Consider the following 20,857-nt stretch of genomic DNA (forward strand, 5'->3'; position numbering starts at 1 on the left):
TTTTTACCGCTATATACTCACGGAGATTAAGCTTCGCTGCGAATAGCGGTAATATATGGCCTTATTAGGCCCAATATACGCCATAATAAGTGCAACGCGGCTTACTTGATCCCCTGAACCCAAGCTGCAATATCGTCGATGATCTCCTTGAAGACGTTGGACGGTTGGGCGTACTCGGCGCCGATCGAGAGGCCATCCACTTTGGCCAGCAGGTGGTTGACCTGCGGATACGATTTAAACGCGACGTCTTTGCGGTTTTGCAGCGCGGTTTTCCAGCCTTCAAATTGCTTCATCGTCACTTGCCAATCGTTCTCGCCTTGCAGGATCAGCATCGGAACGGACTGCTGCTTGGCGAGCTCGGCCGGCACGTAGTTTTTCTGCTCAAACCACCAGTACGCCGGTTGGGTCGGGAATTGCTCCGGCATATGGTCAACCGTATACTGCGGGTCGTTGACCATCGCGGCGATCGACGTATACATCGCAGCTTGCTGCTCGTAAGGCGCCGGGTCCAGGCCGAGCTCCTTCACACGGCTGACGAGCTCCGCTTGCTGCTCAACCAACACATCGGCGAATTTGCCGCTTGGTCCGGATAGCAAGATTGTCCCGGCGATGTCGCCGCTGGTATCGCCTGCGATGATCAACGGCATCGCATAACCGCCTTGGCTATGGCCGGCGACAAAGATGCGGGAGGCATCGATCTCCGGTGTCTGTTTCAATAACGCGACCGCCTTCAGGGCATCGTCGACCGTCTCTTTTTTCAGCGTAAACTTCGAATCGGCGGCCACTTTAAAGGTATGCTCGTACGTGACTTTGTCGTACCGCAGAACGGCGATGCCTTGCGCAGCCAGGCCCACCGCCAGGTCACGGAACGGCTTGGCGCTGCCGATCGCCTCGTCCCGATCGTTGGTTCCGGAGCCGTGCACCAGCACAACGGCAGGGAACGGGCCGTTGCCCACAGGCAGCGTTAAGGTGCCCGGCAAGGCCATGGCGCCTTCCCCAACGGTGACTTCCCGCTCAGTATAAGCGGCGGCATCTTCGTAGGCAGGCTTTTGGTAGGCCGAGCTGGCAGCGGCAGCGATATACATATCGTCGATCTCACCTGCGGCATTCAGCCGCAGCGTTAAGTTCACAGGAACTGCGGCCGTTTGAAAGGCGTACGTTACGTTGCGGTGGACGGTATTGGACGTTTCACTCTTGGATGGAGTGCCAACCACTTTGCCGAACACCGCTTCATAATTGGCCCATAGCTGGTTCAGCAGGGAAGCCGGAAGGTAAGAAGATGCAGAGGCGCTGACGTATTTCGCCGCTTCGGCGCCGTTACCGGCAAGCAGCGCTTTCAGGAACAAGTCGGCGGAGTCCGCAGCTTCCGCATCCGTCTGCGCCGATTCATTTTCCCCAAACACCTCAACCAGCCATTTGGCATCGACCAGCGCCCGGCCGTTCGTTATACGTACAGGCTCCCCTAAAATAGCACGTTTCCCGTCCACCAACGCTTCCGACGAATCGAGGGTCAGCTCCAGCTTATGTCCGTCCTTGGTGATGAGGATGCTGCGGCTTTCCGGCAGCCAATCTACTTGCGCGCCAAAGTCTTCGGCCGCTTTCCGTACAGGGATGAGCGCAGTGGCGCTTTGCTGAGATGCCAGAGCGGATGCTGGCGGAAGTGCCAGACTAAGGGTGAGTGCAACAGCGGCGGCATGCTTGAATAGTTGGGATCGTTGGGTCATTTCATTTTCCTCCTTAAATATCAAATGAGCTTCATCTATTTAGTAAGCCAGGCAGACCAGGCGATGACGACCAGAATGCCCAGCAGGGTGAGCCATGATATCGGATTTGCGAAGTTCATCGTCCAGCCGATCCCGGTTCTTTTCTCCACAAAAAGAGTTGGGTCCTGCGGATTAAAGTAAATCGCTCCCAGCTTCCAGTAACGGTCATCGTAAACCGGCGCGGCGCTTGCATTGCCGGGGACACGCCCGCGTCCGATTCGGCTGCCGCCTTGGCCTGTCGTAAAGGTCAGCACCATGGCAAATAATACAATAAATACAGGGACGGCCAGGCTAACCATCGTGATCACGCTGATATCCATGGGACGAATCATGTTAACTTGAATGAACGAAAACATCAGGATCAACGCCAAGGATGAGGCTACTGTGAAGACGGACCATCTCCGGCGGAACGCGGCGTTTTGACGGAGCGAGCGCTCTGGATCGGAGGTCCGGAGCTGTTGTTTGCTGTGATGGATCGACCAATTCACAAACCAGAACAGCAACGTTAAGATGATCTGCATCACGTTAGGAAACAACACGATGCGATAAGATTTAGCGGCACTGCTGACCACTTGACCCGAAAAATCGAACTTCATTGCGACCGTATCAGGGATAGACGCGTATTGGCTCAGGGTCAGGGCTGCACTTACGACAATGATGACGGCGTGGATCAGAAACCACTTGCCGGATAATGCCAGCCTTTGCCGGCGAAACCCGGTGTCCACCGCAATCAAGGCCGGAGAGTCCGGAGCGGCGGGCAGGGACGGGCGGAGTTTTTTCATCCGGAAGTAAAACGCTAGATGGAGTCCCGTGGAGATCACGAGGACCACTCCGAGATAAATGGCAAACAGGATACCCTGCTCATTGCCATTCTTGTTCCACAGGCTCACGAAGCAGGCAATCAGCAGGAGTGAATAGATGGTTCCGCTGATGGAGGCATACAGCCTGCGCAGCCGCCGCACCGGTTCGCTCCAGTATTGCTCCTCGCTAACGGATACGCCGAAGCTTACCGTCTCCCGAGTTAAATAAGGCATCAAGGCTAAGGACGCCAGCAAGGGCAAAAACATCAACAATAAGAGAAATGTAGATAGTAGCTGCATTTCGGTTTACTCCTTTCGAGAAATCTCTTGGTGGATTTGCTCTACAATCCGAAGCAGTTCTTCCTTCTCCATCCCGCGGCAGATGGCTTCGGCCACGATCGGACGCAGCTCGCGCCGCTGTTTCTCGCGAAATTCCGGCGTAATCGGCGGCATGGCCACCGGATCGACGACAACGCCTTTTTGGCGGTGGACTTGGATGTAACCTTCCTGCTTCAGAATCGTATAGGCTTTGTTCACCGTATGCAGGTTAACGCCGATATCGGAAGCCAAGCTGCGTACGGAGGGCAAGGGTTCGCCCAGTTGAAGCCGTCCGCTGGCAATCCCTTCGATAATTTGATTAACCAGTTGTGTATAAATCGGGACCTCCGATTGTAAATCCAACTGAATGATCACGGACAGGCATCTCCTTTTTGTTCTAACTGTTATACATTAACTATAACAGATAGTTTGTGTGGTGTAAAGTGCTGCAGGAGCGATTGATTGACGGGTACCTGAAATCATGATTAGATGATCCTGACCATGAATGGGGGAGTTATAGGTGTCGGATCAGACGGAGGGGCGTTTGACCGGATACTTCAGCTGGTATTCAGCGGATGAGGTGGAGGCGAACATCAATGCCATGGTGCATCCGCAGCAGCGCCGCCAAGGTATTTTCCGAACTTTGCTGGAGGCGGCGGCAACGGACATGCGCGAGCAGGGGATTCAAGCCTGCCGATTTAAAGTTCCGGCGGATTCGGATGCCGGTCAACATACCATGGAGCATCTTGGCGCCCAGTTTGACAAATCGCAGTACGCAATGGAGTTTCTCGCTTTACCGAGCGATGAGATCAGGAACCCGAACCTCGCGCTTCGCCCGGAAACGCTGGAGGATTTCGGATTTATGGTGCGCTGCTCCACACAAGCGTTTGGCGATTCGGAGGAGTGGACGCTGCGTTATTTCGGTAATACCCGGGAGATTACTACACATGTAAGCTAAAAGCATGGCCATAAGATGAAAAAAACGAGTTCCCTTCACACACCGTGAAGAGAACTCGTTTTTGATTTGAAGCGTTGATTTACGCGTTTGCTGCGATCATTTGACGCAATACGGTTTGCAGGATGCCGCCGTTGTGATAGTAATCCACATCGACCATGCTGTCGAGGCGGGCAATCACCGTGAACTGGAACGTGCTTCCATCCTGGCGGGTTGCCGTTACGGTTAATTCTTGACCCGGCTTCACGTCGTTGCTCAGGCCTTCGATATCAAACGTTTCGGTGCCGTCGATGCCTAGCGTTTTCCAGCTTAAGCCTTCCTTAAATTGCAGCGGCAGTACACCCATGCCGACCAGGTTACTGCGGTGGATCCGTTCGAAGCTCTCCGCGATAACCGCTTTGACACCCAGCAGGTACGTGCCTTTCGCTGCCCAGTCACGGGAGCTTCCGGTACCGTATTCTTTGCCGGCAATGACAACGAGGTTTTGGCCTTCAGCTTGATATTTCATCGAAGCGTCGTAGATCGACATCACTTCGTCCGTCGGCAGGTATTTCGTTACGCCGCCTTCCGTACCTGGCGCCACTTGGTTGCGGATGCGGATGTTGGCGAACGTGCCGCGCATCATGACCTCGTGGTTACCGCGGCGGGACCCGTAGGAGTTGAAGTCTTTGCGTTCAACTCCATGCTCTGTCAAATATTTGCCCGCCGGACTGCTTGGCGAAATGTTGCCCGCCGGAGAGATATGGTCGGTCGTTACCGAATCGCCGAGCAAGGCCAGCACACGTGCACCGCGGATGTCTGCAATGTCGGACAAGCCTTCGCCAATCTTCTCAAAGAACGGCGGATTTTGGATATAGGTCGATTTCTCATCCCACTCGTACAGCTCGCCTTGCGGAACCGGGATGGAATTCCAGCGTTCGTTTTGCGTGAAGACATTCTCGTATTTGCTGCGGAACATCTCCGGACTCATCGATTGGCCGATCACTTCCTTAATTTCTTGGGAAGAAGGCCAGATGTCCTTCAGGTAAACCGGCTTGTTGTCGCGGTCGTAGCCGATCGGATCGTTTTGCAGGTCGATATTCACCGTACCCGCGAGCGCGTAAGCAACGACCAGCGGCGGAGAAGCCAGATAGTTCGCTTTCACCTGTGCATGGACGCGGCCTTCAAAGTTCCGGTTCCCCGAAAGTACCGCCGCAACCGTCAGATCGTTATCGGCGATCGCTGCGCTGACTTCGTCCGGCAATGGACCGGAGTTCCCGATACAGGTTGCGCACCCGTAACCGGCAACGTGGAAGCCAAGTGCTTCGAGCGGCTCGATTAAGCCGGCTTTTTGCAGATACTCCGTTACCACGAGGGAGCCTGGGGTCAAGCTGCTCTTCACGTAACCCGGCTTGGTCAGACCGCGTTCAACGGCTTTCTTCGCCAGCAGGCCAGCGCCGACCATAACGCTTGGGTTGGAGGTGTTGGTACAGCTCGTAATCGCCGCGATAACGACGGCGCCAGTTTTCAGTTCGCTGGTTGAACCGTCCGGATGCTTCACCGGTACGGACTGCTCGATCTTCTCTTCGGTCAGGCCGTAACCGCCTTTCTCAACCGGCGTGCGGATGATGGAGTTGAAGCTCTCTTTCATCGCAGTAAGCTCGATGCGGTCCTGCGGACGCTTTGGTCCGGCCAAGCTTGGTACGACGGAGCCAAGATCCAGCTCGATCAGATCGGTAAATACCGGATCCGGCGTATCGTCCGTGCGGAACATGCCTTGCGCTTTGTAATAGGCTTCAACCAGCGCGATTTGCTCTTCGGAGCGGCCGGTGCTACGCAGATAAGCGAGCGTTTCCTTATCTACCGGGAAGTAACCGATCGTTGCACCGTATTCCGGGGCCATGTTTGCCACGGTCGCGCGATCGGCAAGGCTGATGTTGGTCAGGCCTGGGCCATAGAATTCCACGAATTTGCCGACAACGCCTTTCTTCCGCAGCATTTGCGTAACGGTCAGCGCCAAGTCGGTGGCCGTAGCGCCCTCAGCCAGGCTGCCGGTGAGCTTAAACCCGATAACTTCCGGAGCGACAAAATAGAGCGGTTGCCCCAGCATGCCCGCTTCGGCCTCGATCCCGCCAACGCCCCAGCCAACGACGCCAAGACCGTTGATCATCGTCGTATGGGAGTCGGTGCCTACGAGCGAATCTGGGTAAACGAACGTTTCGCCGTTTACGGTCTTCGTAGCGGCCACAGATGCCAGATACTCCAGGTTGACCTGGTGAACAATCCCGGTAGCCGGAGGTACGGCGCGGAAGTTGTTGAAGGCGGTTTGCGCCCAGCGCAGGAAGCGATAACGTTCTTCGTTGCGCTCAAACTCAACCTTCATGTTGTACTCAAGCGCATCTGGGGAACCAAACGCGTCGACCATGACGGAGTGGTCGATGACGAGGTCAACCGGCACGAGCGGGTTGATTTGTTTCGGATCCCCGCCGGCTTTCTTCACGGTGTCGCGCATCGCGGCGAGGTCGACGACGACCGGTACACCGGTGAAATCCTGCAATACGATACGAGCGGGGATAAAAGGAATCTCTTTATTCTCATCGCGGCCCTCGCTCCAACCGGCGATTTGCTTCACATGTTCTTGGGTGATCGCTCTTCCGTCATATTGGCGGACAGCGGCTTCAAGCAATACTTTAATGGAGAACGGAAGTCTGGAAATCTTCCCCAGACCTTGCTGCTCAAGAGCTTGCAGGTCATAGTAGCGGTAGCTCTTGCCGCCGACCTCCAGCGTACGGGCAGCGGAAAAAAAATCGTTCGCTGACATGAATGAACCTCCTTGATTGTAGTTTCACTAGATGAAACATTATTTCAAAAATTCCTGATTTAAGTATACCTTTCCTACCGTGGGGAGTAAAGTACTTTTTGTACCTGATTTAGGCTCGTTTGGGCTGTATCGGTGCGGTTGAATGGGCTTTCAAGCCTAGGCCGGCCAGGTGTAAAACATACTCCCTCCCAGGCGTTCATATAATGGCTAATAGTGAAAAGGAGGCGTGGACGTATGGCGGAGGAATGGAAGAAGACGTTATCGGTTTATGTAAACGAACAGAACCAGGACGAAGTGGACTATCGCACGCCTAGCGGAGGCACGGTCGTAACCGATGTGGATTATCTAATGCGGCGGGGTGAGCGGAAGCGCAGACTGGAGAGCTGGTATCGCCTTCGGGGAGCCTCGCCGCTGCGCTGCGAGACCCGGGCCAAGCTGGTGCGTGAGATCGAGAAGCGCGAGGGCGAGATCGAGGTCGATCTGCAGCTGTCCCGCAAAATATACTATGAAAAAGGCGGAGCCCGCCATCAGGAGGAGCGAATCGAAAAGCAGCGCCTAACCTTGGCGCGCGACGGTTCCGGCTGGATCGTCAGCAAGGTGGAACAGCCGGTGCCTGAGCGGCATCCGGTGATGGTGCTCCCTGATCATAATGAAGAGGAAGCGGCGGGGAGCAAGGGAGCTGTGCCGCGGCCGTTTTTGAACCACGAAGTTCTCGGGATAGGCGGCGCACGCAGCATCGCTTACCGTCGCGAGGAAGCCGTGATATACGCTGATCGGTGGTGGGACAGCTTTAATCCGGAATTCGCCGCCTTTGAGGTGGATTGCACGAACTATATCTCCCAGTGCCTCTTTGCAGGCGGAGCCCCAATAAACTATACTGGAAAAAGAGAATCGGGCTGGTGGTACAAAGGTTATGTCGGCGGACGGGAGCTGTGGAGCTACAGCTGGTCAGTGGCCAATGCGTTAGCGCGCTATCTCGGCCAGAGCCGAACCGGACTTCGCGCCGAACTGCTCGAGCGTCCGGAGCAACTCCAGCTTGGCGATGTGATCGCCTACGACTGGGACGGCAACGGCACGTTTCAACACAATACGATCGTGACCGCGTTCGACGCTGGCGGCATGCCGCTGGTTAACGCCCATACGACGCCAAGCAAGCACCGTTATTGGGATTACCGGGATTCCTACGCCTGGACCGAAAAGACGGTGTATCGTTTTTATCATATCGCGGACCGCTTCTAGAGTTGAGTTCAATGAAGGTTCATTGAACTACATATTTAAGGAAAGAGGTTGCTCATGGGACAGGACAGAATTACCGTAGGCCTCATCTACGGGGGTAAATCAGGAGAGCATGAGGTTTCGCTGCAGACGGCCTTCGCCGTATCTAAGGCGTTTAATTTTGACAAGTACGAGTTACTTCCTTTTTATATCGATAAGCAGGGCAAATGGAAGGTGGGCGAGAAGCTGCACGCGCCGTTTGCCGCACTGGAGGAGCTGAAGCTTGAGGAGAGCAAGGGCGATACGGCTGCTGCGATGGGGCTGTTGTTCAGCAAGCTGTCGACGGGCCAATCGGAAATTGACGTAGTGTTCCCGCTGCTGCACGGCACCAACGGCGAAGACGGCACGATTCAAGGGCTGTTCGAAATGGCAGATTTGCCATACGTCGGAGCAGGCGTACTGGCTTCCGCGGCCGGGATGGATAAGGTCATCATGAAGAAGCTGTTCGCCGAGGCCGGACTCGAGCAATGTGCGTACTGCTATTTCACCGCATCCGAGTGGGAGCGCTCAAGCCACACGCTGATCCAGAGCATCGAGGAGAAGCTTGGCTATCCGTGCTTTGTCAAACCGGCGAACCTTGGCTCCAGCGTAGGGATATCCAAAGCGCGAAACCGTGAGGAGCTGCTGTCCTCCGTGGCGCTGGCCTTCCGTTATGATTTGAAAGTGATCGTTGAGGAATTTGTGGACGCCCGCGAAGTGGAGGTCGGGGTGCTCGGCAACGATGAGCCGCTGGCCTCAGTACCAGGAGAAATCGTCTCCTCAGGCGAATACTACGATTATCAAGCCAAATATTTGGATGGAAAATCGCAGATGCTGATTCCTGCGCCGATCGATACCGAATTGGCTGAGCGCATCCGGGAACTGGCGGTTAAGGCGTTTAAAGCGATTGCCGGCAGCGGGCTGTGCCGGGCTGATTTTTTTGTGCGGAAGTCGGATCATAAAATTTGGATTAACGAAGTGAACACGATGCCAGGCTTCACGCCGTTTAGCATGTATCCGCTCTTGTGGCGCGAAACCGGAGTGGCTTATGAGGTGCTGCTGGATCGCTTGATTGAATTGGCGCTGGAGCGCTATGAAGCCCGGCAGGCGTTGGAATTCGAAAGCGGCATTTAGTCAGCGGCGGCGATTGCCGCCCGGACGGCCGGCTGAATGAAAGGAAGGGGTAACGGTGGGGTTTCAAACGGAATTCAACTCAGTGTGTAAGTTCAAGAAAGAGCAGGAGCTTTACGAACTGTTGGAATACGGCAAGGGCAAAATGCTCAAAGAAGGGCTGCGCGTGTTCCCGACAGGACAGAAGGTCATCGCATATTCACCGGATAACAAGGCGGTGGCGATCGTGAAGATCACCGCTTGTGTTGCCGAGATCAACTTCAATGGAGAGGAAGTTACTTCGGTTGAGCTGGAACTGATCCGTCCGCTGACGGAGGAGGAGTCTGCCGTGCAGACCGCTCTGGCGCACGAAATGTTCTTCGGAGATCCAGACGTTTAACGACCTCGAGACCCTGGAGCAGCGATCCGCGCGGACACGCCGATCACGTTATCGTCCTTCCTTTGCTTGAGTTTCTGCGCAGTATCGCCCCGATCACCGAGCGGGTGGATGTGATGCTGGAGGCGAAGCTCAAGGACGGGGCGCTATCTGCGTTAATGGAGGATTTAGCGCGGTATCGGGAGGAAGGCGTGGAAATTTTGGATGGAGCGAGCGTGCGCATCCAACCGTAATTCTGAGGACAAGCCGTCGCTGAACGCCGGCTCTCTTGAAAAATGAAGGGAAATACGGTAAGTTGTACAAAATGAAGGTGTACTTAAAAGAGGAGGATATTCATGGGTAATTTGTTAGCGGGGAAAAATGTGATCGTGATGGGGGTTGCCAACGAGCGCAGCATCGCGTGGGCGATTGCGCAAAGCTTGGCAGAACAAGGCGCCCGTCTGGCTTTTACATATGAGAGCGAACGCGTAGAGGGCCGGGTTCGCAAGCTGGCCGAAACGATTCCAGGTTCACTGATCCTGCCGTGCAACGTGACGGTGGATGAGGAGATCGATCGACTGGCCGACGCACTGCGGTCCGAATTTGGCGTTCTGCATGGTCTGGTTCACAGCATTGCGTTTGCCAAAGGCGAGGATCTGGCGGGTGAGTTTATGGACACGTCCCGCGAAGGTTTTGCGTTGGCTAACGACATCAGTGTCTATTCGCTGGTAGCCGTATCGAAGCGCCTGTCTCCGCTCATGACGGAAGGCGGCAGCATTATGACGATGACGTACATGGGATCGGAGCGCGTGATGCGCAACTATAACGTGATGGGCGTAGCTAAGGCCGGACTGGAAGCATCGGTACGTTACCTGGCTAACGACCTCGGGCCGAAGAACATCCGCGTCAATGCGATTTCGGCTGGGCCGATCCGTACGCTGGCCGCGAAGGGGATCAGCGATTTCAACTCCATCCTCAAGCAAGTTGAGGAGAAAGCTCCGCTGCGCAAAACGACGGACACCGCTGAAGTTGGTGACACGGCGATGTTCCTGATCAGCCATCTGTCCCGCGGAATTACCGGGGAGGTAATTTTTGTAGACGGCGGGTATAATATCGTAGGTGCATAACGTAAAGACCGCATGCGGTTAGTCAGCAAAAAGTTCGTTTCCGGAGGGGACACATTCCCTGCTATTGGACACGGACTTTTTGCATATAAAGTAAAGTGGCTTTCGTTTGAATTCCAAGGCGGGCAGGCGAAAGGACGCAACTTTGCAAATTTAAGGACGTATAGTTTTTAGGAAGCAAATTATCAGTATAAGATGAAAGTAGAGTGAATCGATTGGAATCGAATCCGAAAGTTCCATATGTGGTAGGCAGCAAGAGTCCGACGGCCGTAGCGATCAACTGCGCTGCGAAAGCGGGAGAATGGATTAAGAGCCGGCTGGGGGACTACCGTGATCTGAGTACGAAGCAATCGCCGCAGGATTTGGTAACGGATGTGGATAAGGGTGCGGAAGCGATGATTCGCAAGCTGATCTTGACGCATTTTCCAGATCATGAGATCCTTGGCGAAGAAGGTGTAGCCCCAGGAGCGGCGGCATCTGCTGCAGCGCTGAAGCAGGGGAGCGAGTCGGAGTATTTGTGGATCGTCGACCCGGTGGACGGAACGACCAATTTCGTGCACGGATTTCCGTTTTTCTGCGTATCGATAGCGCTGGCATATAAAGGTGAGGTCATTATCGGCGTGATTTATGACCCTATACGCGACGAGATGTTTGTGGCGGAGAAAGGCAAAGGCGCCTACATCCACGGGCAGCCGTCGAAGGTGTCCGCCGATGCGACTTTGTCCGGCAGCGTCGTTGCGGTAGGGTTTAACCCGGACCGGGATTTTGCCTTGCCGGTAAACATGCGTGGACTGAACGCGTTGTCCGGTGAAGTGCGCAGCCTGCGCGCCGCGGGTTCAGCCGCTTTGCATCTGGCGTATGTTGCTGCTGGTCGGCTAAGCGGATATTATGAGGTTGGACTGAACGCCTGGGACGTCGCCGCCGGCGCACTGATCGTGAAGGAATCGGGAGGAATAGTGACAGATACCGCAGGTAACCCTTATCACATCGGCGTACGTCATTTGGTTGCCAGCAATGGCAAAATCCATGACGAGCTGCTGAGTGTTATCCGGGCTGCCGATGCGACGGGCCTGTAAAACGAGTTTGGCGACAGCAAATGTTTAATCCATATTTACCGGAAGGAGTGTCCAGGATGAGCGATAGCAAGGAATTGGAACGCGAGCTCAGCGAGATGCTGACGGAAGGGGAATACGGCAATGAGAAAGAACGCCGTGAGGAGGAACGCAGAAGATTGTCACCGAAGTACGAAATCCGAATTCAGACCACGTTGGACCCGATCGTGGAGGAGACGCTGAATTATCGGAAGATGGCCAAGGAAGTCGATGGCCGTTATGATGAGTATTTGAAAAGGACCGGGCGCGCGGAGAAAAAACCGGAATAACGCAGTCAAGGAGTTGAAAAGCTTGAAGCATCATCGGATGAACAAGGCTTTCGTTTTGGCGGGAGCGCTTGCCCTCGTTCTAATCTTGTTCAGCGGCATCGCCGCAAAACCGGCCCAAGCTGCGGAGGCTGTCGACGACTACCTTATCGTTGCGCTGGGCGATTCCATTACAGCCGGGTACGAACCGGGCATGACCGAGCAGAGCGTCCCCTACGGCTTCGTCGAACGTCTTAGAGAACAAGGGCTGTTTCATGAGCGGACGTCTGCCGTCAATTACGGCATTCTGGGTCTGACCAGCGAAGGCTTAAAAAATTACGTTACCGCGATCCAGAAGGGTGTGCCGGCGGCTGCTGCAGACATTCAAGCGAACGTGCCCGATCCGCGTATTGCTTCCTTTGCGGCGGGGATTGCCCAAGCGAAGGCTGAGCTGCAGAAGGCCGATTTGATCACGATTACGATCGGCGGGAACGACCTGCTGAAACTGCTTCCTGATGTGAAAAACATCTCGCTCGATCAGCTCCGCGCCCAAGGCGATGAGGTGTTGACGCGTTATGGTGACAACCTGCGCGAGATCGTCCGCATCTTGCTGGAGTTGAATCCTTCGGCGCAAATCGTGATTGCGGACCAATATCAGCCGGTGCCGAAGCTGGCCGGCGCAGCGATCTACGATGAGCTGCAGCAGCTCGCCGGTAAGTTTACCGCTATCGTGGATGGCATTGTTGCTGATCACGCAGGTGATGCGAAGCCGGTAAAAGCAGCCCATGTAGCAGCGGCTTTTACGGGGCGGGAAATTTCGCTGACGCATATTTTCTCCGACACGGATATCCATCCGAACCAAGCCGGATATGAGGAAATCGCCAAGATTTTCGCTGAATCGGTTTGGGGCAGCTATCAGACGACAACCGCCAAGACCGGTGGAGCCCCGATATCCGTTGTGGTTAAGGGCAAGGAGTTAAACACGCCGTATCCGCCGATCTTGAAGAACGGGCAGACGTTTGTGGCCATTAAGGACATCACTGATGCGATTGGAGCGCAAAGCAAATGGGATTCCCGCACCTCCACTGCGACGGTTACCTATGGCAGCCGGACGGTTGTGATCCCGATTGGCGCGAAGCAAATCAAAGTAGATGGAACGCCGGCGACGACCGCAACTCCAGCTTTCCTGCAAAAGGTCGGCAAAGAGAACAAAACCTATGTTCCGCTCGCTTTGCTCGTGCAGGGGCTTGGGCTGGATGTTCAATACAGCAGCAAAATGAAGACGGTATTTATCAACGAACTTTAATATTAAAATAGTTGGCCGACAAATCGCCGGAGCGTGGAGAACGCTCCGGTTTTTTTGTGTTGCGGCTGGCGCCAGCCCCCCAGATGTATATGGCTGCCGGCTTCTCTCGATATTATCCCGATGAGTCAGGGGGAGTGAATGAAAGGGATGCCAAATCCGTATGATCACACATAAGCTCCTTAGTCCTGGACATTTGGCCGCAAAGGGCGTTCCGCTAAGCTAAGTGGGAGAGGTTTATTTTAGGGATACACATAAAAGGAGATGGCGGAACATGCCGAAAATCGCGGACAAATATTTACAGGTCGACCCCTGGAAGGTCGTGGAGGTAGGTTTTGATCCGGGGCGTAACCGGGTCAGCGAGTCGATTTTTTCACTGGGGAATGAATATATGGGGGTCAGAGGCTACCCGGAGGAAGGGTATAGCGGAGATACGCTGCTGGGCAGCTATTTCAATGGGCTGTTTGAGGAGAGCCCGGTGACGGCTCATTACAAGGGGATTATTAAATCGCTGCGCTTTATGGTGAACGCGGTGGATTGGCTTCATACGCGGATTACATTGGATGGGGAAACGCTGGATCTGGCGGTGAGCCGGTTCAGCAACTTTCGGCGGGAGCTGGATTTTCGCACAGGAATCTATACCCGGGAGTTCGTGTGGCATACCGCCAGCGGGAAAGACGTCCAGATTACGTTTGAACGCCTCGTCAGTATGAAGGTGTCCCATCTTGGGGCACAGCGGATGACGTTGACGCCGCTCAACTTCACTGGTTCGATTCAAGTGCAAACCGGCCTGAACCTGAAGGTGATCCATGAGGATCAGCAACGGTGTTATTGGAAGGAGCTGAAACAGGGGGAAGCAAAAGATATCGAAGGAACCGGGATCGCGGGGATTCTAGGGGAGACGGTGAACACGGGGAACCGGTTGTTTTCCGGATTCCGCGTAGTTGCACCGGACGCCGTTACGGACGAGTTAGTGCAGGAAAGCTGTTACATCGGCCGGGCGCTGACCTTGAAGCTGGAACAGGGCAAGCGCAGCACGCTGGATAAACTCGTTGTGAACGTGGCTGAGAAAGACCGTACCACGCCGGACGATGACCTTTGGCTGCGAGGGATCGAGCTGACAGCTCGGCACACCCAGGCGGGGTTTGATGCGGCGGCGGCCGACCAACGGGCGTATTGGAACCAGGTGTGGGCGGAATCGGACATCGCGATCGAAGGCGATCCGGAGAATCAGCAGGGGATCCGCTTTTGTATTTTTCAACTGTATCAGACTTACCACGGGGATAACCCCGGCTTTAACATCGGTGCAAAGGGGCTGACCGGCGAGGCTTATCGGGGGCTGGCTTTCTGGGATACGGAGTCGTATTGCTTGCCGTTTTATATTTTTAACAATCCGAAGGCAGCGCGGAGCTTGCTCGAATTCCGTTATCGGACGCTTCCTGAGGCGTTGAAGCGGGCCAAGGAGCTGGACTGTGAAGGAGCGTTTTATCCGATTGCTACCATCGACGGAACGGAAAGCTGCGATCTGTGGCAGCACTCCAATCTGCAGCTGCATGTCGGCACGGCGGTAGCGTACGGGTTGCGCCATTATGTGAAAATTACGGGTGACAAGGCGTTTCTGTATGAAAAAGGCGCGGAAATGCTGATCCAAATCAGCCGTTTTTACGCGTCACGCGGCCAGTGGGGGCAACAGTCGGGCAAATACGGCTATTTCGGCGTCATGGGCCCGGATGAATTCCAGCTGATGGTGAACAACAACTGTTATATCAACCTGATGGCCAAGAAGTTGTTCGAATATACGCTGGAGGTGCTGGAAGCGATGCGGAGCGAGGCTTCCGCCGATTATGACGAGCTGGCAGCACGGCTTGGCCTGACGGAGGAAGAGCAGAAGGATTGGCAGAACAAGGCGCAGCATATGAAAATTCCGCGGGATGAACGGACGGGGATTTTTGAAGAGCATGATGGCTTTTTTGACCTGCCGCATCTGGATATTCACGCCATTCCGGTCACGGAGTTCCCGCTGTATTCGCATTGGTCGTATGATCGACTCTACCGTTACGACATGATTAAGCAGCCGGATGTGCTGATGTTCATGTTCCTGTACAGCAGCGAATACTCGCTCGAGGAAAAACGCGCTAACTACGATTATTACGAGCCCCGCTGCATTCACGAATCGTCGCTGTCGCCGTCGATCCACTCGATTTTGGCGGCGGAAATCGGACGTTCGGATGAGGCGTATAAGTTCTTTGAATTTGCGACCCGGTTAGACCTGGACAACTATAACCGCAATACGCGGGAAGGCTTGCATACCACGTCAATTGCGGCAGCTTGGATGAACATTGTGTACGGGTTCGGCGGGATGCGGTCCGATGGGGAGTTGCTTGCGCTGAATCCAAGTATCCCTGAACGGTGGGAAAGTTACCGGTTTATGGTGACGTATCGCGGCACGAAACTGCAAGTTGAAGTGGACCAGAATCAGGTTAGCATCCGTGCGATGTCCGGCGGCGTGGCGGAAATTTTGGTGTATGGCAACCTGGTCAACATCGATGAAGCCGGGATTCGGTTGCCGCTCCGAAAGGCGGTCGTTCAATGAGCTGGATCGTTAGAGAAAACGGGTTTGACCCGGAGCGGATCGCACATCACGGCAATAAGTTTATGATCGGGAACGGGGTTCTTGGTTACCGGGGGACGTTGGAGGAGTTCAGCAAAAGTGAGCTGACCGCAACGATCGTCGCCGGCCTGTACGACCAAGTTGGGAGCAAGTGGCGTGAGCCGGTGAATGCCCCTAACGGGCTGGAGACGAATGTTTTTTGGAACGGCACGCGGCTAAGCGTGTTGGAGGCCGGAAATGTGGCCACAGGGGATAGCGCAGTGAAGAGCGAGAGTGCAGGCGGAGAGCGCGATCGAAGCAGACCAGAGCTTGTGGCTCACGAGCAGTCGCTGAACCTGCGTCAGGCGGTACACCGCCGGCGGTCGGTTTTTCGCACAGGGGATGGCGCAGAGGTCACGATCACTTCGGAGCGGTTTTGCAGTGCGGCGCGCACGGAGCTGATCGTATGCCGCTTCACCGTGGAGAGCAGCCAGGATGGCGAGCTGACGATCGTCACCGGCATTAATGGCGACGTCTGGGACATCAATGGCCCGCATCTTGTGCGGATGGAGAGCGGAGCGCATGCGGCAGGGGATGACGCAACCTGGGAGGTCGTGTCACTTACCGCTTCGACGCAGGAGCTCGGCTTGCCGATTACCGTAGCGGAAGCGGCAGAGGTTGCGAGCGGCGGGGAGCATGAAGTTTTACACGAGGATCTATCCATCCGCCGCCGGATCCACGTGCGTTGCCGGGCCGGGGAACCGGTCGTGCTCGTAAAAGCTGTCGCCGTGGTGGCCGGACTGGAAGGGGAAACGGCTAACCAGGTTCAGGCGGCAGCGATCCAGTCGGCCCGGGAAGCGCGGCAACTTGGTTACGATCGGCTGCTGAGCGAGCACGCCGAATATTGGGAGCGCAAGTGGAGCGCCTCCGACATTATCGTTGTAGGCGATGACGAAGCCCAGCTGGCATTGCGCTATAGTATGTACCAGCTCCACATCATTGCACCGGAACGCTCGGAGAAAGTGTCCATTCCGGCTCGCGGGTTGTCCGGCCAGGTATACAAGGGCGCGGTGTTCTGGGATACGGAGATGTTTATGCTGCCGTTCTTCCTGTATACCCAGCCAGAGGTGGCACGGAACCTGATGATGTACCGGGTGCATACGCTGGGCGGAGCGAAGCGCAAAGCCGCCGAGTACGGCTATGAAGGCGCATTTTATGCCTGGGAGAGCCAGGAAACAGGGGAGGATGCCTGCACCTTGTTTAACGTCAATGACGTGTTCACCGGCCGACCGATGCGAACCTATTTCCGCGATAAGCAGGTGCATATCAGCGCGGACGTGGCGTACGGGATCTGGCAGGTTTACGCGTTTACAGGCGATGACCGTCTGCTTTTGGATGGCGGGGCGGAGGTCGCGTGGGAGTGTGCGAAGTTCTTTTATTCGTATGGGTATTTCAACCCTCGGAAGCAGCGTTACGAAATCCTCGACGTTACGGGGCCGGACGAATATCATGAGCGGGTGAATAACAACGCGTTCACGAACCGGATGGTGAAGGAATGTCTGCGCATCGCTTTGGATGCAATGGAGATTCTAAAGCGCGGCAACTCCGAGCGGTATGAGCAGCTGCTGGCAGGCAGCCATATACAGCCGGAGCACATTCGCGACATGTATGAACGGTTGTACGTTCCAGAGCCGGATGCCCAAAGCGGGTTGATTGAGCAGTTTGACCGCTATTACGCGCTGGAGGACGTTGCGCTGCCGCAACTGAAATCGCGAATGCTGCATCCCCACGAATATCTCGGCGGGGGAAACGGACTTGCGACGACAACGCAAATCCTCAAGCAAGCCGATGTAGTGCTGATGCTGCACCTGTTTAAGGACGATTACGATCCAGCAATCAAAAAAGCGAACTGGGCTTACTACGAGCCGCGCACCGAGCACGGATCGAGCCTCAGTGCTTGCATCTATGCACTGGTGGCAGCGGATACGGGATCACCGGACTGGGGTTACCCTTACTTTATGCGGACGGCGACGATTGACCTAACCGGCGATGCCAAGCAATACGTCGGTGACTTGTACATCGGCGGCACGCATCCCGCTGCCAACGGCGGGGCGTGGATGGCGGCGGTGTTGGGATTTGCCGGCTTACGGTATGACGGAGACAAGGCGGTGCTTCGTCCGGCGTTGCCATCAGCCTGGCAGGCGATCGAATTCCCGGTACGCTTAGGCGGCGGCTCTTATCGGATCCGTGTCAGCCGGGAAGAGGTGGTCATCACGGCTCATGGCGATAATCCAGCTGGCCTGCGGTTTACCGTAGGAGAAGGAGAGCTGGCGGTAGCGCCGGGCCAGGAGGTTCGGATCCCCGTATGATACGGTCCGTTAGGAGTGCAAACGAAAGATTAAAGGAGAATCCATCATGTTAGAAACAATGAAAGGTGCGATCTTCGACCTCGATGGCGTGATCGTTGATACAGCCAAATACCACTATCTCGCCTGGCGGGCGCTGGCGCGACGGCTAGGTTTCGAGTTTACCGAAGCCGACAATGAGCGGCTGAAAGGTGTCAGCCGCATGGAATCGCTGCGCATCCTGCTTGAGGTGGGCGGTGTGGAAGCCACGGAGGAAGAACGCGAGCGGATGGCGGCAGAGAAGAACCGCGAATATGTCGAGTATATTTCCAAGCTGGAGCCTTCGGAAATTTTGCCGGGGGCGAAGGAGTATTTGCTGCAGCTGCGCGAGCGGGGCGTCAAGGTCGCGCTTGGGTCGGCGAGCAAAAACGCCGGGTTCATCTTATCCCGGCTGGGCATCGAGGAGCTGTTCGACGCGGTGATCGACGGCACCAAGGTGTCCAAGGCGAAGCCGGACCCGGAGGTGTTCCTCGCGGCTTGCTCGGCGCTGGCGTTGCCGCCGTCTGAATGCGTCGTGTTTGAGGACGCAGAGGCGGGCGTGCAGGCGGGCAAAGCCGCAGGCTGCCGCGTCGTCGGCATCGGCAGCCCGGACATCCTGGCTGAAGCCGATCGGGTCGTCAGCGGGCTGCATGAACTGGTGTAGCTGGCACGTTTGATCGCTTTGCACGAAACCCAATAAAGTCCCCCGGAAATTTCCGGGGGACTTTTTGTTTTTTTTAACTGGCAAGAATCCCAAAATCCCCTACACTAAGAAATAGGCAGGGGCCCGCCCATCCGCGAGAACAGGTGGAACCGCCACGATCTTCGTAGAAACGCGCATACTTGCCGGTTTTTAGAATTGCTATAGTTAAATTGCCGGAGGTGCAACACCATTGAAGCTAAAACTCAAGAACCCGCTAGCCAATTTGAACGTCAAACAGCAGATGATCCTCCTCTTCATTGTGATGGTCATTCCGTTATTTATTCTGAACGCCTACGGCAACTATAAAGCGGATCAAGTATTGAAGCGAAATGTCACCAACGCCTATATCGAGCTGAATAAGCAGAATTTCCGGCTCATTACCCGGGATATCGAGGCGATTAACAAGGTTACGTCAACCGTATTCCAGCATCCGCTGCTCCAGCAGCTGAACCCCAGCGGTGAAAGCTCAGAGACCGTCCTGGATCGGGTCAAAAACTACGAGAGGCTGGAGAACCTGCTGCTCAATTACTCGCAGGAAACCGATCAGCGGGAGCCGGTGTATTATTCGCTATACGTCTACGATCCGGACAACGCGTATTTCTTTGCCCCATATTATCCGGATGCGCGAAAGGCGGGCGTCTATTTTTTTCTCGAGAACGAGAAGCCGGAATGGTTTGATGAAGCCGTCGCGCAAAAAGGAAACGGTTACCTGCGCCTCATTGAGCACCTGTCTCCCTCCGGCCAAGGCCTGCCAAATCAAAAAACGCTCGCTTATATTCGGGCGATCAACAGCATTTACAAAAACGGTACGATCGGCGTACTGGTTGTGTCCAATGTTGACGGGCGCATCGGCGAATCGCTGCAAACCGTCTCCATTCCGGAGGGTGAGCTGTATTTTACCGATTGGAACAACCGGATTCTGACCTCCACACCAAGCCTGACGCCAACGCCAACTGGTTCGATATTGGATTTACCGCCAGAGGCGGATTTAGGCGATTCGCTGATCGGGGTGAAGGATCTCATCACCGAGGATTTCATCTATGTGATTAATTATAATTACGTTCTGCAGCAAAAGCTGGTGTACAAAGTGCCCATCAAGGCCATGCTGCAACAGCAAAACGAAATCAAACGGATTATTCAGCTCATTTCCATCGCTTATTTTGTGGTGGGGCTGGTGTTAATCTTATATTTCTGGCGGTCGCTGATGACCCCGATTCAAAAATTGGTTTATTTCGTCCGCCGTTACGAGCCGGGCAATGTGGTGCCGGAGACGCCGTACCGGGAAAGAAACGACGAGGTCAGCGTGCTCATTTCTACAATCTACGAGATGGCTCGCCGCCTCAATGGACTGATTCATTATAAATATCAGATGGACATCAAGCAGAAGGAAGCCCAGCTGCAAATTTTGTATCAGCAGATTAACCCGCATTTGCTGTACAACACGCTGGAGAGTATTTATTGGAAAAGCGCGATGGAAGGAAACACCGCCTCCGCCGAAATGATCAAGGAGCTGTCCAAGCTGATGAAAATCAGCCTGAGCCGCGGCCGGGAGCTGATCACGCTGGAGGAAGAGCTGGAGCATGCTTCGGCTTACATCAAGCTGCAGGAGCATCGTTATGAGTATGGTTTCCGCGTGACCTGGGACATTCCATCGGAACTGCATTCCACCATCATTCCAAAAATCACGCTGCAGCCGCTTATTGAGAACGCTATCATTCACGGTGTTAAACATATGGGAGAGGACGGCGAAATCCAGATTTGTGCCGAGGCGGACGAAGCGCTGGGCCGGGTCTACATTCGGATCGCGGACAATGGGTATAAGCCGGTCGATTTCGATGCGATCGACAAGCTGCTGAACGATGAAACGCCAAGTCCGTCGTTTGGTTACGGCATCCGCAATATTCATCAGCGGCTTCGGCTGCATTTTGGGCCGGAGTACGGCTTGAACTATGTGGGCCGCCCTGAAGGCGGAACCCTCGTCACCATTACCCTGCCGCTCACGGTGAACCGGAACGAATAA

At 55.1% G+C, this 20,857-nt stretch carries 17 protein-coding genes; 13 read left to right on the plus strand and 4 right to left on the minus strand.

Translation table 11 applies throughout. From position 1 onward, the window contains the following. Positions 1-101: 101 nt before the first annotated feature. The 3 genes from POTG_RS21365 to POTG_RS21375 are packed head-to-tail and all read right to left on the minus strand — an operon-like array spanning position 102 to position 3,256. Entirely contained in the window at positions 102-1,724 is a 1,623-nt protein-coding gene (locus tag POTG_RS21365) for an alpha/beta hydrolase family protein (protein ID WP_009226930.1), read from the minus strand. 35 nt (positions 1,725-1,759) lie between these two features. After that, on the minus strand, positions 1,760-2,863 hold the full coding sequence (locus tag POTG_RS21370) for a DUF1648 domain-containing protein (protein WP_009226931.1): 1,104 nt from the start codon (positions 2,861-2,863) through the stop codon (positions 1,760-1,762). Between the two features lie 6 nt (positions 2,864-2,869). Then, on the minus strand, positions 2,870-3,256 hold the full coding sequence (locus POTG_RS21375; RefSeq protein WP_036646601.1) for a GntR family transcriptional regulator: 387 nt from the start codon (positions 3,254-3,256) through the stop codon (positions 2,870-2,872). Between the two features lie 145 nt (positions 3,257-3,401). Between POTG_RS21375 and POTG_RS21380 the strand changes: the two genes are divergently transcribed. Then, positions 3,402-3,839 (plus strand): GNAT family N-acetyltransferase, encoded by a 438-nt coding sequence (locus tag POTG_RS21380; RefSeq protein ID WP_009226933.1) that lies wholly within the window; start codon positions 3,402-3,404, stop codon positions 3,837-3,839. Positions 3,840-3,918: 79 nt separating this feature from the next. On the opposite strand, the gene acnA is transcribed toward POTG_RS21380, so the two are convergent. Further along, a complete protein-coding gene (gene acnA / locus POTG_RS21385; RefSeq protein ID WP_009226934.1) occupies positions 3,919-6,636 on the minus strand; it encodes an aconitate hydratase AcnA in 2,718 nt (905 codons plus the stop codon). Positions 6,637-6,870: 234 nt separating this feature from the next. On the opposite strand from acnA, the gene POTG_RS21390 reads away from it, so the two are divergent. From POTG_RS21390 to POTG_RS21440, 12 genes are all read left to right on the plus strand, one after another. Then, positions 6,871-7,875: an amidase domain-containing protein gene (locus POTG_RS21390; protein WP_036646604.1), complete on the plus strand. Its 1,005-nt coding sequence runs from the start codon at positions 6,871-6,873 to the stop codon at positions 7,873-7,875. 54 nt (positions 7,876-7,929) lie between these two features. Then, a complete protein-coding gene (locus POTG_RS21395; RefSeq protein WP_036646606.1) occupies positions 7,930-9,024 on the plus strand; it encodes a D-alanine--D-alanine ligase in 1,095 nt (364 codons plus the stop codon). A 55-nt stretch (positions 9,025-9,079) separates the two neighbouring features. Next, positions 9,080-9,400 (plus strand): hypothetical protein, encoded by a 321-nt coding sequence (locus tag POTG_RS21400; protein WP_009226937.1) that lies wholly within the window; start codon positions 9,080-9,082, stop codon positions 9,398-9,400. 62 nt (positions 9,401-9,462) lie between these two features. Further along, positions 9,463-9,630 (plus strand): hypothetical protein, encoded by a 168-nt coding sequence (locus POTG_RS23385; protein ID WP_009226938.1) that lies wholly within the window; start codon positions 9,463-9,465, stop codon positions 9,628-9,630. Positions 9,631-9,732: 102 nt separating this feature from the next. After that, the gene (gene fabI / locus POTG_RS21405) at positions 9,733-10,503 is read left to right on the plus strand and encodes an enoyl-ACP reductase FabI (protein WP_009226939.1); all 771 of its coding nucleotides are present in this window, start codon (positions 9,733-9,735) and stop codon (positions 10,501-10,503) included. A 203-nt stretch (positions 10,504-10,706) separates the two neighbouring features. Next, positions 10,707-11,576: an inositol monophosphatase family protein gene (locus POTG_RS21410; protein WP_009226940.1), complete on the plus strand. Its 870-nt coding sequence runs from the start codon at positions 10,707-10,709 to the stop codon at positions 11,574-11,576. 56 nt (positions 11,577-11,632) lie between these two features. After that, positions 11,633-11,881 carry a hypothetical protein gene (locus POTG_RS21415; RefSeq protein WP_198136241.1) on the plus strand — a complete coding sequence of 83 codons (249 nt, stop codon included), beginning with the start codon at positions 11,633-11,635 and terminating at the stop codon, positions 11,879-11,881. Positions 11,882-11,903: 22 nt separating this feature from the next. Next, a complete protein-coding gene (locus tag POTG_RS21420) occupies positions 11,904-13,163 on the plus strand; it encodes a stalk domain-containing protein (protein ID WP_009226942.1) in 1,260 nt (419 codons plus the stop codon). A 271-nt stretch (positions 13,164-13,434) separates the two neighbouring features. Next, positions 13,435-15,753 carry a glycoside hydrolase family 65 protein gene (locus POTG_RS21425; RefSeq protein ID WP_036646618.1) on the plus strand — a complete coding sequence of 773 codons (2,319 nt, stop codon included), beginning with the start codon at positions 13,435-13,437 and terminating at the stop codon, positions 15,751-15,753. Next, positions 15,750-18,119 carry a glycosyl hydrolase family 65 protein gene (locus POTG_RS21430; protein WP_009226944.1) on the plus strand — a complete coding sequence of 790 codons (2,370 nt, stop codon included), beginning with the start codon at positions 15,750-15,752 and terminating at the stop codon, positions 18,117-18,119. The genes POTG_RS21425 and POTG_RS21430 overlap by 4 nt, the downstream gene beginning before the upstream one ends. A 46-nt stretch (positions 18,120-18,165) precedes the next feature. Continuing rightward, positions 18,166-18,798, plus strand: a complete 633-nt coding sequence (pgmB, locus tag POTG_RS21435) for a beta-phosphoglucomutase (protein WP_009226945.1) — start codon at positions 18,166-18,168, stop codon at positions 18,796-18,798. A 229-nt stretch (positions 18,799-19,027) separates the two neighbouring features. Beyond that, entirely contained in the window at positions 19,028-20,857 is a 1,830-nt protein-coding gene (locus POTG_RS21440) for a sensor histidine kinase (RefSeq protein WP_009226946.1), read from the plus strand.

Origin of the sequence: Paenibacillus sp. oral taxon 786 str. D14 (assembly GCF_000159955.1) — a bacterium.
Classification (GTDB): domain Bacteria; phylum Bacillota; class Bacilli; order Paenibacillales; family Paenibacillaceae; genus Fontibacillus; species Fontibacillus phoenicis.